This is a genomic window from Naumannella huperziae (assembly GCF_054073625.1).
This window is the reverse complement of sequence record NZ_JBSXPH010000001.1, coordinates 1,946,770-1,963,269: the sequence shown is the minus strand read 5'-3', so window position 1 is coordinate 1,963,269 and position 16,500 is coordinate 1,946,770. Positions and strand designations below refer to the sequence as shown.

Below are 16,500 nucleotides of genomic sequence, written 5' to 3'. Positions count from 1 at the left end.
GGGAGGCCGCGGAGTCCGGCGACGACCTGGACGCCGAGTGAGTCGCGGCCGCACTGCCTTGAGTGGGCAGCACAGCTAGGGCTCAGCGCTCGCCGGTCGGTACGCCGCGGGCGAGCGCGTCGCTCCACCCGGCGAGGTAGCCCTTCGCCCGTTCGGCATCCGGCAGAGCATCGACCAGGCGCCAGAACCGGGCGTTGTGCTCGCGCTCGACAAGATGGGCCAGCTCGTGCATCAGCACGTAGTCGACGACCCAGGCGGGCATCGGCCGCAGCCGGTCCGACAGCCGGATCGTCCCGGCGCCCGGGGTGCACGAGCCCCAGCGGTTGTTCTGGTTGCCGACCCAGCGCACGCTTGCCGGCATCGGGGAGCCCTCGGCCGCCAGAAAGCGTCGGCTCAGCTCCGCGGCCCGGCCGGTCAGGGCGAGGTCGGCCGCGGGAGCCCGCGAGCGTTCCTCCTTGGCCAGCACCTTGGCGACCATCTCCGGCACGACGCGGCGCTCCTCCGCCACCGACAGGCGCTGCGGGAGCAGCACGACGATCCGACCCGCGTCGCGATAGGCGGTGATCGTCCGGCGCCGCCGCGAGCTTCGGCGTACCTCGACCTCGGGCGCCTCGCCGCCCAGCAGGGGCGCCACGGATTCGGGATCGGACTGGCCGGGATCGGTCTGGTCGGCCCGCGACATGTCACCCAGTCTGCCATCGTCTGCCCATCGGACAGCACTGCGTCGAAGATGACGAGCGGCTGAACGGCAGTCGAGCAGACCATGACGACAGGTGGTCTGCAGGTTGTCCCCCGCTTCGCCGGCTCACTCCACAGGACGGCGGCCGGAGCCCACACGGCTTCCACAGCCTTGTCCACAAGCCGTGGAGAAAGGCCCTCGACCGTCTCGGTCGACCCGCTTGACCGGGGGTCGCCGAGGCCCTAGGTTCATCCGAACAGGCCCCCGGATGGTCGGCCCGCCTGCAGGGGAAGGCTGGCGGAACCGATGTTCCCGGGGGCCTTCTTCCTGCCCTCATGCGCGCCCCCTGTGGACAACTCCCCCGCGAGGGCCGCCCGAGCGCAACGATGGTGGGCGTGCGCAGCGATCACGACGCCGAGCCCCGTCCCCGGCTGCCTCCGGGTACGCCCGTGCTGGATCGGCCGGGCGGCGTGCTGCAGGTCGGCACCGGCGCCGGGGCACTGCTGCTCGACGCCCGGGCCCGGCCGCTGCTGGCCGTGCTCGACGGTCGCAGCCGTCGCGAGAGCCTGGCGGCCCGCAGCGGGCTGCCAGGCGAGGCCACGGCGGCGATCGTCGACGCGCTCGCCGCTGCCGGGCTCCTCGCGCCGCGGCGGCCGGCCCGGGCGCCGGTCGCGGTGTTCGGCGAGGCGCTCGCCGAGCGACTGGCCGCACGCCTCGCCGCGGCTGGCGTCGCCGCCGAGGCGTACCGGCACCCGGTGGCCTGCACGCTGCCCGACCCGCCGGCCGGCGCGACACTGGCATTGCTCGCCCCCGCCGCCGCGGAGGTCGACCGCGCGATCACCGACACGTTCACCCGGGACGGTCTGGCGCAGTTGATCATCACCGTCGGTGCGGACCGCGCCAGGGTCGGCCCGCTGGTGCTGCCCGGGCGCAGCCCCTGTCTGCGCTGCCTCGACCTGACCCGCGCCGATCGCGACCCGGCGTGGCCGACCCACGCGGCCCGGCTCGCGGCGCTGCCGACCGAGCCCGCGCCGGCCCTGATCGAGTGGGCCTTCGGCACCGCTCTGGCCGCCATCCTCGCCCACCAGGCCGGCGCGCGCCCGGCGGTCCTCGGCGGCATGGCCGAGCTCACCGTCCACGACTGGCTCCCGGTGCACCGCGGCTTCGGCGCCCACCCTGCGTGCGGTTGCGGGTGCGACCCGGCACCGGGCATCGGCCAGAATTGAGGCGTGACACCCGACGAGACCGACGGCGCCGGCGGCCAGCCTGACTCGTTCGCCCTGCGCCGCGGCGCCCTGGGCCGCACCGCCAAGCTGTTCGCACTGCCCGCCGGCGCGGCCACCCGCGCCGGACGGCGGCTCGGCCGACGGATCGGCGGGATGGATTCGGACGCCGCCACCGCCCTGTCCCGGGAACAGGCCGCGGAACAGTTGTTCCGGGTGCTCGGCGAGCTGAAGGGCGGCGCGATGAAGGTCGGCCAGATGCTGTCGATCTTCGAGTCGGCGCTGCCCGAGGACATCGCCGGTCCGTATCGCGAGCGGATGCGCCGGCTGCAGGACTCGGCGCCGCCGATGCCGGCCTCGCGGGTGCACGCGATCCTCGCGGCCGAGCTGGGCAGCCGTTGGCGCGACCGGTTCGCCAGCTTCGCCGACCGGCCGGCGGCCGCGGCCTCGATCGGCCAGGTGCACCGGGCGGTGTGGAAGGACACCGGCAAACCGGTGGCGGTGAAGCTGCAGTACCCGGGCGCCGACCGGGCACTGGCCAGCGACCTGCGACAGCTCAGCCGGGTCGCGGGCCTGTTCGCTCCCCTGGCCGGCGGGGTGGACATCAAGCCGCTGGTGGCCGAGCTGGTCGCCAAGATCGGCCAGGAAACCGACTATGCGAACGAGGCCGCCGCCCAGCAGCGCGCAGCGGAGGGATTCGCCGGCCACCCGGAGTTCTGCGTACCCGCCGTCCGCGAACACACCCCGCACGTGATCATCTCCGACTGGTTGGACGGTACGCCGTTCTCGCGAGCCGCCGAACTTGATCATGAGGCCCGCAATCGCCTCGGGCTGCGCTACGTCCGCTTCCTGTTCGCCGGGCCGCGGGAGGTCGGGTTGCTGCACGGCGACCCGCATCCCGGGAACTTCAAGGTGTTGCCCGACGGTCGGCTCGGCGCGGTCGACTTCGGGCTGGTCGACGAGATGCCGGGCGGGCTGCCGGAGGCCATGGGCCGGTTGATGTCGCTCGCCGCAGCCGGCGACGCGCGCGCCACCCTGGCCGGCCTGGCCGCCGAGGGCTTCCTCGCGCGCGGGGTACGCGAGGTCGACCCGGGCGAACTGCTGGACTACCTGTCCCCGTTCATCGAGCCCGCCCTGGTCGAGGAGTTCCACTTCTCGCGGGAGTGGATGCGGTCGGAGTTCAGCCGGGTGAATTCCGCCGCGCGGCCCGGCGGGATCGCCGCCAAGCTCAACCTGCCGCCGAGCTACCTGCTGATCCACCGAGTCTGGCTGGGCGGAATCGCGGTGCTCGCCCAGCTCGACGTCACCGCCCGCTTCGGCGAGGTGCTGACCGAGTTCCTGCCACAGTGGCGCCCGCCGCGCTCGGACCGGCCCCGCTGATCGCGCCCGCCCGGCTCCGGACACGAACGAGCCCGGGTCGGGCGTACCTTCGGGTACGCCCGACCCGGGCCCTCGTTCCGGTTCCCCAACCTGGCCTGCGGTTCAGGCCGCGCGCCTTCGGCGGATCGCGGCGGGACGCTGCAGGGTGCTGCCACGCAGCGGGTTGGGGGCGACATCGCGCCGGGTCACCGGCTCGACCGGCCGGGGGTGCTTGCGCGGACGGCCGCGGGGCCGCTTGCGGGCGACCACCTCGCCGTTGACCAGCAACTCACCACCCCAGACGCCGGCCGCCTCGCCGCGGCGCAGCGCGCCGGCCAGGCATTCCGTGCGCAGCGGGCAGTCGGTGCACAGACCCTTGGCGTACTCGATGTCTCCCGGGGCATCGGCGAAGAACACCTCCGGATCAACGAGGTGGCAGGGCAATCCCTGCAGGCTCACCTCGTCCAGCAAGACGGTCATCGTTTTCCTCCTGTGGTCGGCCTGGTTGGGGTCTGCTGGCCGGGAAACCACGGTGGAAAAGAATCAGGCCGTGGGTACCCGGTGTCCGGATCCACGGCCTGGAGAGTTCGGTGCTGCTACACCTGTCTCCGGGATCGGTCCGGACGCAACGGCTCAGTGGCAAAGCCGTTGTAGGGGGCGACATCAGTCGTCGTCGGGTTGGTGATCAACTGATCACCGGTCATCGGGGTGGTGATCAGGTGATCATCAGTCATCGGGGCAGTGATCAGGTGATCACCAGTCATCGGGGTAGTGATCAGGTGATCACCGGGCACGCGAGTGCGGACGCGCGGCGCGGCCGGGACGAGCGTCTCGGCGATCCAGCGCGGGGAGCAGGCGAACCGAGTCCGGGACGCCGTGGACATGGCCGGTCGGCTACCCGTGACCGGGTTCTCGATCATCGCGATCGTGTCCATCTGACATCCCTCCTCTCGGTGCGGCGGCTGGCCGGTGGGCCTGCCGCGGACGGCTGCTGGGATGCCTCGGCGAGGCATCCCGAGTGACTCTACGACCGGCACACGCGGGGCCGCAAGCGATTTAACCGGCGAGTTCTCCGACGGCCCGGATCCGGCAGGAGTTGATCATGATCATGGCCGACCGGACGGTCACGCGTTCATGATCTCCAACACCTCGGCGCCATACTTCTCCAACTTGGAGCGGCCGAGCCCGGGCAGCCGGAGCAATTGCGCGTCGTCGGCGGGTCGGGCCTCGGCGATCGCGATCAGGGTCGCGTCGGTGAACACGCAGTACGCCGGCAGCTTCTGCGCGGCCGCGCGGCCGCGCCGCCACTCGCGCAACCGCTCCAGGGTGTCCTCGTCATAGGTCGACGGGCAGGCCTCGTGCCGCCCCAGCTTGCGCTCGGCCGCGCTGGCCAGCGATTCGCCGCAACTGCGGCAGCTCGCCGCGAGCGCGCTGGTCCGCGCCCGGCGCTGGCGGGTACGCCCGCTGGCCGCCTGCTCCGGCTCGGCCGGACGCAGCCCATCGAGGAAGCGGGACGGCCGGCGCGACCGCGGGCCCGCCGACCAGGACACCCGCAGGTGCTCCCGGGCCCGGGTGAGGGCGACGTAGAGCAAGCGGCGCTCCTCGGCCACCTCGGCCGGGGTGGTGGCCAGCACGAACGGCAACGTCCCCTCGTGCACCCCGACCACGGCGACGGCGTCCCATTCCAGGCCCTTGGCGGCGTGGATGGTGCCGACCGTCACCCCGTGCGCGACCGGTGCGTGCTGTTCGGCCGCCCGCCGGGCGAGCTCGGCGGCCACCTCGGCGAAGCCGGCGGACGGGTCGGCCCGGGTCAGGTCCTCGGCGACGGACTTCAATGCGGCAAGGGATTCCCATCGCTCCCGGACGGCTCCCGAGCCGGCCGGCGGCTCGGTGCTCCAGCCGGTGGACTCGAGCACCACGACGAGCTCGTCGACGGCATCGCGGTCGGGATCGGCGGTGTGCGCCGCGACCGCGTGCAGCGCCCGGCGTACCTCCGCCCGGTCGTAGAACCGCTCCGCCCCACGCACCACATAGGGCAGGCCGCGGTCGGCCAGCGCCGCCTCGAAGGCCGGGCTCTGGGCGTTGATCCGGAACAGCACCGCCATCTCGCGCGGGTCGGTGCCGCGGTCGCGCAGGCCGGCCAGCCAGTCCGCGACGGCCGCGGCCTCGGCCGCCTCGTCCGGCGCGCCGGCATAGGCCACCTCGGGCCCGGGCGGACGCTGGGCGGTGAGGCGTACCGGCTCCAGCCCGGCCGAGCGCGGCGCCCGGGTGAGCAGCGCATTGGCGGCCCCGACCACCTGCGGGGTGGAGCGGTAGTCGCGATGCAGCCGCAGCACCGCGGCACCCGGATACCGGCGCTCGAACCCGGTCAGGTAGTCGGCGCGGGCGCCGGCGAAGGAATGGATGGTCTGGGCCGGGTCGCCCACCACGCAGATCTCCCGGCCGGTCCCGAGCCACAGCTTGAGCAGGGCCTCCTGCAGCGGGCTGACGTCCTGGTACTCATCGACCACCAGGTGCCGGTAGCTGCCGCGCACCTGGGCCGCGATCTCGGGATGGTCGGCCAGCAGCGAGGCCGCGCACAACAAGATGTCGTCGAAGTCGATCACCCCGCGGGCGCGCTTGGCGTCCTCGTAGCCCGACAGCACCCGGGCGACCGACGCGGCATCCACCGAGGCCAGCTCGCGGCCCATCGAGCCGGCGAGCGAGGCATAGGACTCCGGGCTGACATTGCTCACCTTGGCCCAACTGATCTCGGCGGACAGGTCGCGCAGCACGGCGGTGTCGGTGGAGATCCGCAGCCTCGAGGCTGCCTCGGCGACGATCGGCAGCTTGTTGGCATGCACCGGCGGCAGCTCGCCGCCGCGCGCGCGGGGCCAGAAGTACTGCGCCTGGCGCAACGCGGCGGAGTGGAAGGTGCGCGCCGCGACCGCCGGTACGCCGAGCGCCCGCAACCGCGACCGCAGCTCGCCCGCCGCGCGGGTGGTGAAGGTCACCGCCAGCACGGCGGTGGGCGCGAAGGCGCCGGTGGCGACTCCGTAGGCGATCCGGTGGGTGATCGCCCGGGTCTTGCCGGTGCCCGCACCGGCGATCACGGCGACCGGGCCGAGCAGGCTGGTCGCCACCTCGCGCTGCTCCGGGTCGAGGCCCTCCAGCAGCCGCTCGGGGTCGCGACTCGGCAACTGGTCGAACCCCGGCTGGTCACGCACGATGGCCACTGTAGGCGCCGGCTCCGACGCCCCGGCGCCGCGACGCACCACGACACGACTGTCGGACCGCTCGCCTAGGGTGGTCCGCGATGTCCCAGCCAGCGCCCGACCGGCCGCAGCGCCCCGGTCTGTTCATCCATCACGGACCCGATCCGACGGTGCTGGCGGGCGTGCTGGCCGACCTCCTGGTCGACCCACTCCCCGACCCGTTCGCGTTCGAGGTGGTGAGCGTGCCGTCGCCCGGGGTGGAGCGCTGGTTGTCCCAGACCCTCGCCGCCCGGCTCGGTGCCGGGCCGGCAGGCGACGGCGTCGCCGCCGGCATCGACTACCGGTCGCTGGAGAAGTTGATCACCGGAGCCGTCGATGCGGGCGCCGGCGCCGACGACCCGTGGGCGAGCGATCGGCTGCCGTGGCTGGTGTTGCAGGCGATGCTTGCCGCCCGCGAGGAGGACTGGTTCGGCACGGTGCAACGGCACGCCTGGCCGAAGCAGAATCCCGGCGGGCGGGCCTGGGCGACCGCCGACCGGATCGCCGGCCTGTTCCGCGGTTATGCCGCGCAGCGACCCGAGCTGATCCGGCGCTGGCGGGACGGGGCGGACGCGGCGGCGGACGGTACGCCGCTGCCGGCCGATCGGGTCTGGCAGCCGCGGCTGTTCCGGCTGGCCGCCGAGCTGGCGCAGGCGCCGGACCCGGTGCAACGCCTCACCGACGCCGTGGCCGCGCTGCGCGCCAAGCCCGCCCGTGCGGGGTTGCCGCAGCGGCTGGCGATCTTCGGGCCGACGCGGCTGAGCACCGATCAGCTCGCGGTGATCGACGCGCTGGCCGCCCATCGCGCGGTGCACCTGTTCACCCCGCACGCCTCGCCCGCCGCCTGGCGCGCGATCGCCGAGCTCGGCCCGCGCCCGGCCGGCCCCCGGGCCGCCGACGACTCCTGGCGGGTGGTGCGCAATCCGCTGGTCAACCGCCTCGGCCGCGATGCGCGCGAGCTGCAGTTGCGGCTCGCCACCAGCACCGGCGTACCGCTCGCGCACGATCTCCCTGTCCCCGATCCCCCTGTCCCTGATCCTCCTGTCCCCGATCTCCTGACGCCCGATTTCCCGGCGGGCGACGCATCGGAAACGCTGCTCGGCCGGCTGCAGGCGGACCTTCGGGCGGACCGGGCCCCCTCCCCCGGTGCGGTCGCGGACACCAGCATCGCCATCCACCGCTCACACGGCCCCGACCGGCAGGTGGAGGTGTTGCGCGAGGCCCTGCTCGGGCTGCTCGCCGACGACCCGACGCTGCAGCCGCGCGACATCGTGGTGATGTGCCCCGACATCGAGACCTTCGCGCCGCTGATCTCGGCCACGTTCGGGCTGGCCGACGGGCCCGGTGATCATCCCGGCCACCAGTTGCGGGTTCGGCTGGCCGACCGGTCGCTGGTGCAACTGAATCCGCTGCTCGCGGTACTGGCGGAGCTGCTCGCCCTGGCCGATGCGCGGGCGGGCCTGTCGCAGGTGCTCGACCTGTGCGCGCAGCCGCCGGTGGCCCGGGCCTTCGGCTTCACGCCCGACGACCTCGAACGGCTCGCCGAACTGGCCGAGGGGGCCGGCGTGCGCTGGGGGCTGGACGCGGGGCACCGGTCGCGGTTCGCGATGGGCGGCTTCGGCCAGAACACCTGGCAGGCGGGCCTGGACCGGATGCTGCTCGGCATCGCTATGGATGCCGACGGGCAGCATTTCCTCGGCACGGCCCTGCCCCTGGGCGATGTGGATTCCTCGGACGTGGCCCTGATCGGCCGGCTGGCCGAGCTGCTCGCCCGGCTGCGCCGGATCTGTGCCGAGCTGGCGCGCCCGCACGATGCCGCCGGCTGGGTCGCCGCGCTGCGCGATGCGCTGGAGCAGGTCAGCGCGGTGCCGTCGGCGGAGTCCTGGCAGCTCGCGCATGCGCATGCGACCCTGGCCGAGCTCGCGCCGCCGGGCGAGGCATCGACCAGCGAACTCACGCCGTCCGATGTCTCGGCCATGCTGGCCGACGCCTTCCGCGGCCGGCCGAGCCGGGCGAACTTCCGCACGGGCAGCCTGACGATGTGCACCCTGACCCCGATGCGTTCGGTGCCGCACCGGGTGGTGTGCCTGCTCGGCATGGATTCCGACCGCTTCCCCCGCACGGTCACCCCCGACGGCGACGATCTGCTCGCGCTCGACCCGTGGGTCGGTGATCGCGACCCGCGCAGCGAGGACCGGCAACTGCTGCTGGATGCGATCATGGCCACCCGCCAGCATCTGATGATCATCCACTCCGGCACCTCCGAACGCACCGGTGAGCGCCGCGAGCCGGCGATCCCGGTGCAGGAGCTGACCGATGCGCTGCAGACCATGATCGGCCCCGACGGGCTGGCCGCGATCACCACCGATCATCCGCTGCAGCCGTTCGCGCCGGACAACTTCCGCGAGCCCGAACCGCTGAGCTTCGATGCCCTGGCACTGACCGGCGCGCGGGCCGCGGCGGCGCCACCACGCGAACCGATCGATCCCTGGCGCGCGACCGGGCTCGCCCGGACCGACCCCGCGGCGATGGTCGAACTGTCGGACCTGACCGCGTTCTACACCCACCCCGCGCGGGAGTTCCTGCGACAGCGGGCGGGGCTCTCGCTGTGGGCGCAGGACGACCCGCCGCCGGACGAGATCCCCGTCGAGCTGGACGGGCTCGCCCTGTGGCAGATCGGGGATCGGATGCTGACCGCCGCGCTGGCCGGGTCGGATCCGGACCGCGTCGTCGCGGCGGAATGGCGCAGCGGCGCCGTCCCCCCGCGCAATCTCGGCGCACCGCAACTGGACCGGTTGCGCCGCGACGTGATCAAGGTCCGCGACGCCGCGCTCGATCTCGCCCAGTTGCCCGCCAGCAGCCACCAGGTGCTGGCCGCCGTCGGTGAGCGGCAGGTGTTCGGCGTGATCCCCGGCGTGCGGGGCAACGACATCGTCGAGGTCACCTTCTCCGGGCTCGGTGCCAGGCATCGGATCGTCGCCTGGCTGCGGCTGCTCGCGTTGACCGTGGCCGAGCCGGGTCGGCCCTGGCGCTCGGTGATCATCGCGAAGTCGGGTTCGCGTACCGTCCTCGGTCCGGTCGCGCGGGCCGATGCCCGGGCCCGGTTGCACGACCTGCTGATCGTGCGCGATCTCGGTCTGCGCGCGCCGCTGCCGCTGCCGCTGACGACGGCCGCGACCTATGCCGAGATCGCCCACACCGGCCGCGAACCGGGCCCCGACGACCTGCGCCATGCCTGGGAGCGCGACGCCGATGAGATCTGGACCCGGTGGTACGCCGAGCTGGGCGATCTCGAACGGCCCCGGGCCGGCCGCGAGGATGCCGGCAACAGCGAGCCGGGGGCCCGCGAGTCGCGGCGGATGCGGGCCCTGGCCCGCCGGGTCTGGCAGCCGCTGTTGGACGCGGAGGCGAGCGGATGAGCGGCGACCTGCCCACCTTCGATCCCGTCGGCCCGCTGCCGAGCGGCACCATCGTGCTCGAGGCCTCCGCCGGAACGGGCAAGACCTGGACCATCGCCGCACTGGCGGCCCGCTACCTCGCCGAGGGGGTCGTCGGACTCGACCAGTTGATGATGATCACCTTCAGCCGGCAGGCCACCCAGGAGTTGCGCAACCGGATCCGCGGCCGGCTGGTCGCCACGGAGGCAGCGCTGTCGGCACGTCTCGCCGACCCCGCCGCGTCGCTGCCCGACCCGGTCGACCGCCTGCTGGCCGCCACCACACCGGAGGAGCTGCGCGCCCGGCGCGACCGGATCGCCCGCGCGCTGACCGAGCTCGACGCCGCGACCATCGCGACCACCCACGAGTTCTGCCAACGGATGCTTGCCGGGCTCGGCGTGCTCGTCGATCACGGTCGCGACGACGTGCTGGTGGAGGACCTGTCCGACCTGGCCCGCGAGGTGGCCGCCGACTTCTACCTGCGCGCCTATGCCGATGCCGACCGCCCGGCCTTCGGCTGGGCGGAGGCGCGCGACATCGCCGCCCGGGTCGTGGAGTACGCCGATGCCGCCATCGCGCCGGACGACGACTCGCCGCGCAGCCGCTTCGCCCGCGGCGTGCGGGCGGAGGTGGAGCGGCGCAAGCGCCGGCTCGGCCGCTACACCTTCCATGATCAACAGCAGCGGTTGGCCGATGCACTGCGCGACGAGCCGGCGGCGAGGGAGCGGCTCGCCGCCCAGTTCCCGGTGGTCCTGGTCGACGAGTTCCAGGACACCGATCCCGTGCAGTGGGAGATCCTCGCCACCGCCTTCGACGGGGCCTCGACGCTGGTCCTGATCGGCGACCCGAAGCAGGCGATCTACGGGTTCCGCGGTGCCGACGTGAACAGCTATCTGCGCGCGGTCCGGCAGACCGGTGCGGTGGCCACGCTCGGCACCAACTGGCGCAGCGACGCACGGCTGGTCGACGGGCTCGGGCAGTTGTCTGCCGGCGCCGAGCTCGGCCATCCCGACATCGCGGTACGCGAGGTCGCGGCCGCCCATACCGCCCCTCGGCTGGCCGTCACCGAGCCGCTGCGGCTGCGCGTGCTGCCCGCCGGGGAGCGTCGCCCGCGGGTGGGAACGCTGCAGACCGCGATCGTCGCGGACCTGACCCGACAGGTCACCGCCCTGCTCGCCGATCCCCCGACGCTGGCAGACCAGCCGCCGCCGGGGGCGGCGGGTCCCGGACCCGAGGCTGCCGACCGCCCGCTGGCCGCCAGCGACATCGCGGTGCTGACCCAGACCCACCGGGTCGCCGACACCGTGACCGAGGCGCTGGCCCGGGCCGGCGTACCCGTCGTGCGGGTGGGCGCCGGGAGCGTCTATCGCAGCCCCGAGGCCCGGGACTGGCTGGTCCTGCTGGAGGCGCTGGCCCAACCCCGGCCGGCCAGGATCCGCCGGGCTGCGCTGACGGTGTTCGGCGGCTGGACGCTCGCCGAGCTGGCGGGCGCGGACGAGGCGCGACTCGCCGAGTGGACCGCGCGGATCCGGGGTTGGCGGCGGGTGCTCGCCGGCCACGGCGTGGCCGCGCTGGTCGAGGCGCTGGGCGAGGCCGGGCTCGCGGAGCGGCTGCTCGGCGTGCGCGGCGGCGAGCGCCGACTGACCGACCTACGCCAGATCGGCCAGGACCTGCATGCCGCCCAGCGCGCGCGCCAGCTCGGCGTCGCCGGACTGATCGAGTGGCTCGGCGAACAACTGGCCGATGCCGACCAGCGCTCAGAGAAGCGCGCCCGCCGCCTCGACACGGACGCCCACGCGGTGCAGGTGATGACGGTGCATGCGGCCAAGGGGCTGGAGTTCCCGGTGGTGCTGCTGCCCGATCTGTGGCGGTCGGCCAGCCCGCCCGTGCGCGGGCCGCAGGTCCGCTACGACGAGAGCGGCCGGCGGGTGCTCGATGTCGTCCCGCGCACCGGACCGCACCCCGGGCGGGCCGAGGAGGATCGCGCGGACGCCCTGCGCAAGGCCTATGTGGCGCTGACCCGGGCCAGCCGGATGATCATCGCCTGGTGGGCGTGGCACGACCGGGTCTCCCCCGAGGCACCGTTGCACCGCCTCCTGCAGCGCACCGGACCGGTGCCGCCGGACCGGGCGCGGCCCGGCGTCGACCCGGGCACCGCCCCCGGCTTCGCGGTCTCCGAGCTGGTCCCGGACGAGGCCGGTGACCCGCCGCAATTGACCCGACCGCCGATTCCCGGGCGGCTGTTCGCCCGCGTCTTCGACCGGGAGCTGGACCTGACCTGGCGCCGCACGTCCTACTCGGGACTCACCGCGCGGGCCCACGATGCGGCGCATCCCGAGCCGGCGTCGCCGGCGCTCGCCCTGGGCGGGGCAGCCGACAGCGAGCCCGCTGCCCGCGAGGACGACGAGCCGGGCGCCGACGGCGAAGCGCTGCCGACCCGTACTGGCCCCCAGCTCGCCGATGCCGACCTGGCCCTGCCGTCGCCGATGGCGGGCCTGGTCTCCGGGACCGCCTTCGGCACGCTCGTCCACGAGATCCTCGAGCGCGTCGACACGACGGCCCCGGACCTCTCCGCCGCCGTCCTCGCCGCGGCCCGGGAGCAATTGACCCGGCTGCCGCTGGCCGGCGTCGGCGCCGAGGAGCTGGCCGCCGCACTGCAGCCGGTACTGGCCACCCCGCTCGGCCCGCTGGCCGGCAACCGCACCCTGGCCGACTTCGCGCCGGCCGACCGGCTGGCCGAGCTCGACTTCGAGTATCCGCTGGGCGGCGGTGATCGCCCGGGCGCCTCGGGGGTGGTCGGCGACATCGCCGCGCTGTTGCGCCGCCATCTGCCGGCCGATGACCCACTGGCGCCCTATCCCGATCTGCTCGACGCGCCGCTGGTCGCCGAGGAGTCCCTGCGCGGCTGGCTGACCGGGTCGATCGACGCGGTCCTGCGCGCCACCGACGCCGGCACGCCGCGTCACTTCGTCGTCGACTACAAAACCAACTGGCTCGGCTCGGCGCCCGGCGAGCCGCTGACCGTCGGGCACTACGCGCCACAGGCGATGGCCGGCGCGATGATGGCGGCCCACTATCCACTGCAGGCACTGCTCTACTGCGTCGCGTTGCACCGCTTCCTGCGTTGGCGGCTGGCGGACTACCGGCCCGATGATCATCTCGGCGGCGTGCTCTATCTGTTCGTGCGCGGGATGGCCGGCCCGGCCACACCGGTGATCGACGGTACGCCGTGCGGCGTCTTCGCCTGGCATCCGCCGGCGGAGTTGATCATGGAGTTGTCGGAGTTGCTGCACGGGAGGCGGCCATGATCACCCGCGATCTGGTCGCCGGCGCGACCGGCCTGCTGGCTCCCTTCAATGCGGTTGGGGTGTTGCGGGCCGCCGACGTCCATGCCGCGCTGCGGATCGGCCAGTTGCACGAGGGCACCGGCGGCAAGCTCGACGAGCGGGTCCTGCTGGCGCTCGCCCTGACCGTCCGCGCGCTCGAGGGCGGGTCGGTGTGCATCGACCCCGAGCTGGTGCACGGCGACGTTTTCGAGACCGAGCCGGCGCCCGGCGCCGCACCGGGCGAGGCGACCGAACAGTCGATCGCCACCGCGGAGCTGCCGTGGCCCGAGCCGGCCGGCTGGCTGGCCGCGCTGCGTGCCTCCGACCTCGTCGCCGACGGCGCGAGCGCACCGGGCGGGCGCCCGTTGCGGCTGGACGGGACGCGGCTGTACCTCGATCGCTACTGGCGCCAGGAGGACCGCGTCCGCCGCGAGCTCACCGATCGCTGGATCGCGCCCGCCGCCGATCTGGACCCGGGCGAGCTTCGTGCGGGGCTGGACACGCTGTTCGACGGCTCGGGGCTGCCGGACGGCGTACCCGATCAACAGCGGTTGGCAGCCGCGATGAGCCTGCTCGGTCGGGTGACGGTGATCGGCGGTGGCCCCGGCACCGGCAAGACCACGACCGTGGCGCGGATCCTCGCGCTGCTGCACCGCCTCGCCCCCCGCACGCCCCGGATCGCGCTGGCCGCACCGACGGGCAAGGCGGCCGCGCGACTGGAGGAGGCGGTACGCCGAGCCGCCGGCGAGCTGCCGGCGCCGTTCGACGCGGTGTCCGGCGCACTTACCGGCCTCCGGGCCACCACCTTGCACACGCTGCTCGGCGCGCGCTACCGCTCGACCCGGATGCGCCACCACGAGGGCAACCCGTTGCCACACGACGTCGTGGTGATCGACGAGATGTCCATGGTCTCGCTGACCATGATGAACCGGTTGCTCACCGCCGCCAGGCGCGATGCCCGGCTGATTCTCGTCGGCGACCCCGACCAGCTGGCGTCGGTCGAGGCCGGCGCCGTGCTCGCTGACATCACCGCGGCCAGGCCGGCGGCTTCGCCGCAACTGCGGGCCCGGGTCGCCGAGGCAGCCGACCGGCCGGCGGCCGAGATCGTCCCCGGACAGGTCACGCTCGAGCACACCTGGCGCTTCGACGGCGGCATCGACGAGCTCGCCCGGGCCGTCCGGGCCGGTGACGCGGAGGCGGCGCTCACCCGCCTGCGCTCCGGCACCGACCGACTGGCCTTCGTCGAGACCGACCGGCCGGCCGGCGAGCTGCTGGGCACGGCGCTGCTGACCGGCGTCCGCGAGCGGGTGATCGAATCGGGCCGGGCGCTGGTTGCCGCGGCGCGCGCCGGTGACGCCGAGGCGGCGCTGGCCGCGCTGGATCGGCACCGGGTCCTCTGCGCACACCGGGGTGGCCCGTTCGGCGTGGCCCGCTGGAGCCGGATCGTCGAGGGCTGGCTCGCCGAACAGATCACCGACTACGGCAGCGAGGGCGAGTGGTATCTGGGCCGCCCGTTGATGATCACCCGCAACGATCCGGAGGCTGGCCTCTACAACGGCGACACCGGCGTGGTGGTGAACACACCCGCGGGCCCGCGCGGCGCGTTCGCGCGGGGGGGCCGGGCCACCCTGGTCTCCCCGCTGCAGCTCGACGCGACGGAGACCGTGCACGCGATGACGGTGCACAAGGCCCAAGGCAGCCAGTTCACCGCGCTGACCATGATCGTTCCGGCGCCGGACTCGCCCCTGTTGACCCGCGAGCTGTTCTACACCGGGATCACCCGGGCGAGTGATCATGTCGAGGTGATCGGCAGCGCGGAGGCGATCAGGCGCGCCATCGAGCGACCGGCGAACCGGGCATCCGGGCTGCGCGAGCGCCTCGGTTGACCGGCCGCGTCGGCGGACGGCGGCCGGTTGGCGCCCGCGTCGCCCAACTGGCAGGATTGAACCCGAACGGCGCCCCGCGGCGGGCGCCCGCATCGCGTACGGACGGTGCGCGTTGATCTTGAGGGAGGTGAGCGCGGTGAGCGACGACGTCAGTAGTAGTCACTCGCCGCGACGCTGACCCCCGCCGGTCGGTCTCGCGGCGAGTCGTCTCGTCCCCGATCACCTGCGGCCCGCGTCCGGCCGGCCGCGCGAAACCGAACCGGAGCCCGCCATGGCGCCCATCGTCCAGAATGCCGTCTATCGCGACGGAGGCCACAAGATCGAACTGGCCGACCCCGAGCAGACCTACCGTGCCCTGCGTGAGGGGGGCGGGCTGGCCTGGATCGGCCTGTACCGCCCCAACGAGGCCGAGATCGCCTCGCTCGCCGAGCGGTTCTCGCTGCACGAGCTCGCCGTGGAGGACACGGTGACCGCGCACCAGCGACCCAAGCTGGAGCGCTACGACGACGTGCTGTTCACCGTGCTGCGGCCGGCGCGCTACATCGACGCCGAGGAGCGCGTGGAGTTCGGCGAGCTGCACGTGTTCACCGGACCCGACTTCGTGATCACGGTGCGGCATGCGGAGTCGCCGAAGCTGCAGTGCGTCCGGCGGCGGATGGAGCAGCATCCCGAGCTGCTGCAGCTCGGGCCGGAGGCCGTGTTGTACGCCGTTCTCGACCAGGTGGTCGACGAGTACGTACCGGTCGTCGACGGCCTTGAGCACGACATCGAGGAGATCGAGTACCAGGTCTTCGCCGGCGACAGCTCCGTCTCGCGGCGGATCTATGAGCTGTCCCGCGAGGTGGTGGAGTTCCAGCGGGCCACCCGGCCGATGATCGCGATGTTGCGCTCGCTGACCATCGGCTTCGACAAGTACGGCGTGGACGAGGAGTTGCGGCGCAGCCTGCGCGATGTGGAGGATCACCTGCTCCGCGTGGTGGAGCGACTCGACCAGGCTCGCGGGCTGTTGCAGAACATCCTGACGGTGAACTCCACGCTGGTCGCCGAGCGTCAGAACGAGGAGATGCAGCGCGCCACCGAGGTCAATCTGCGACAGAACGAGGAGGTCAAGCGCATCTCCGGCTGGGGCGCCATCTTGTTCGCGCCGACCCTGGTCGGCACGATCTACGGGATGAACTTCGAGATCATGCCGGAGCTGGGCTGGACCTACGGCTACCCGTTCGCGCTCGGCCTGATGGCGCTGGTCTGCATCAGCTTGTTCATCGTCTTCCGCCACCGACGCTGGATCTGACCGTGACCATGATCACGAGGCGCCGCCTCGAACCATGATCACGCGTTCTTGACGCGCGGCGCCGGC

At 73.6% G+C, this 16,500-nt stretch carries 10 protein-coding genes; 6 read left to right on the top strand and 4 right to left on the bottom strand.

All coding sequences use genetic code 11. The annotated features are described in order from the left end of the window. Positions 1-82: 82 nt before the first annotated feature. The gene (locus ACXDC7_RS09380) at positions 83-682 is read right to left on the bottom strand and encodes a M48 metallopeptidase family protein (protein ID WP_179443799.1); all 600 of its coding nucleotides are present in this window, start codon (positions 680-682) and stop codon (positions 83-85) included. A gap of 392 nt (positions 683-1,074) precedes the next feature. Between ACXDC7_RS09380 and ACXDC7_RS09375 the strand changes: the two genes are divergently transcribed. Both ACXDC7_RS09375 and ACXDC7_RS09370 read left to right on the top strand, forming a co-directional pair. Then, positions 1,075-1,905 (top strand): hypothetical protein, encoded by an 831-nt coding sequence (locus ACXDC7_RS09375; protein WP_459221953.1) that lies wholly within the window; start codon positions 1,075-1,077, stop codon positions 1,903-1,905. Between the two features lie 3 nt (positions 1,906-1,908). Beyond that, positions 1,909-3,282 carry an ABC1 kinase family protein gene (locus tag ACXDC7_RS09370; protein WP_343045818.1) on the top strand — a complete coding sequence of 458 codons (1,374 nt, stop codon included), beginning with the start codon at positions 1,909-1,911 and terminating at the stop codon, positions 3,280-3,282. 102 nt (positions 3,283-3,384) lie between these two features. On the opposite strand, the gene ACXDC7_RS09365 is transcribed toward ACXDC7_RS09370, so the two are convergent. The 3 genes from ACXDC7_RS09365 to ACXDC7_RS09355 form a co-directional block, all read right to left on the bottom strand. Continuing rightward, on the bottom strand, positions 3,385-3,741 hold the full coding sequence (locus tag ACXDC7_RS09365) for a WhiB family transcriptional regulator (RefSeq protein ID WP_179443801.1): 357 nt from the start codon (positions 3,739-3,741) through the stop codon (positions 3,385-3,387). Between the two features lie 116 nt (positions 3,742-3,857). Then, complete coding sequence (locus tag ACXDC7_RS09360) at positions 3,858-4,196, bottom strand: hypothetical protein (protein WP_459221952.1); 339 nt, start codon at positions 4,194-4,196, stop codon at positions 3,858-3,860. A 189-nt stretch (positions 4,197-4,385) separates the two neighbouring features. Continuing rightward, positions 4,386-6,467 carry an ATP-dependent DNA helicase UvrD2 gene (locus tag ACXDC7_RS09355; protein ID WP_459221951.1) on the bottom strand — a complete coding sequence of 694 codons (2,082 nt, stop codon included), beginning with the start codon at positions 6,465-6,467 and terminating at the stop codon, positions 4,386-4,388. Positions 6,468-6,556: 89 nt separating this feature from the next. On the opposite strand from ACXDC7_RS09355, the gene recC reads away from it, so the two are divergent. From recC to ACXDC7_RS09335, 4 genes are all read left to right on the top strand, one after another. Further along, on the top strand, positions 6,557-9,913 hold the full coding sequence (gene recC, locus ACXDC7_RS09350; RefSeq protein ID WP_459221950.1) for an exodeoxyribonuclease V subunit gamma: 3,357 nt from the start codon (positions 6,557-6,559) through the stop codon (positions 9,911-9,913). Then, entirely contained in the window at positions 9,910-13,239 is a 3,330-nt protein-coding gene (locus ACXDC7_RS09345; protein WP_459221949.1) for a UvrD-helicase domain-containing protein, read from the top strand. The genes recC and ACXDC7_RS09345 overlap by 4 nt, the downstream gene beginning before the upstream one ends. Continuing rightward, positions 13,236-15,143: an exodeoxyribonuclease V subunit alpha gene (gene recD, locus ACXDC7_RS09340; RefSeq protein WP_459221948.1), complete on the top strand. Its 1,908-nt coding sequence runs from the start codon at positions 13,236-13,238 to the stop codon at positions 15,141-15,143. Before ACXDC7_RS09345 ends, recD begins: the two co-directional genes overlap by 4 nt. A 271-nt stretch (positions 15,144-15,414) precedes the next feature. Continuing rightward, the gene (locus ACXDC7_RS09335; protein ID WP_179443807.1) at positions 15,415-16,434 is read left to right on the top strand and encodes a magnesium and cobalt transport protein CorA; all 1,020 of its coding nucleotides are present in this window, start codon (positions 15,415-15,417) and stop codon (positions 16,432-16,434) included. The last annotated feature ends 66 nt before the right edge of the window (positions 16,435-16,500 follow it).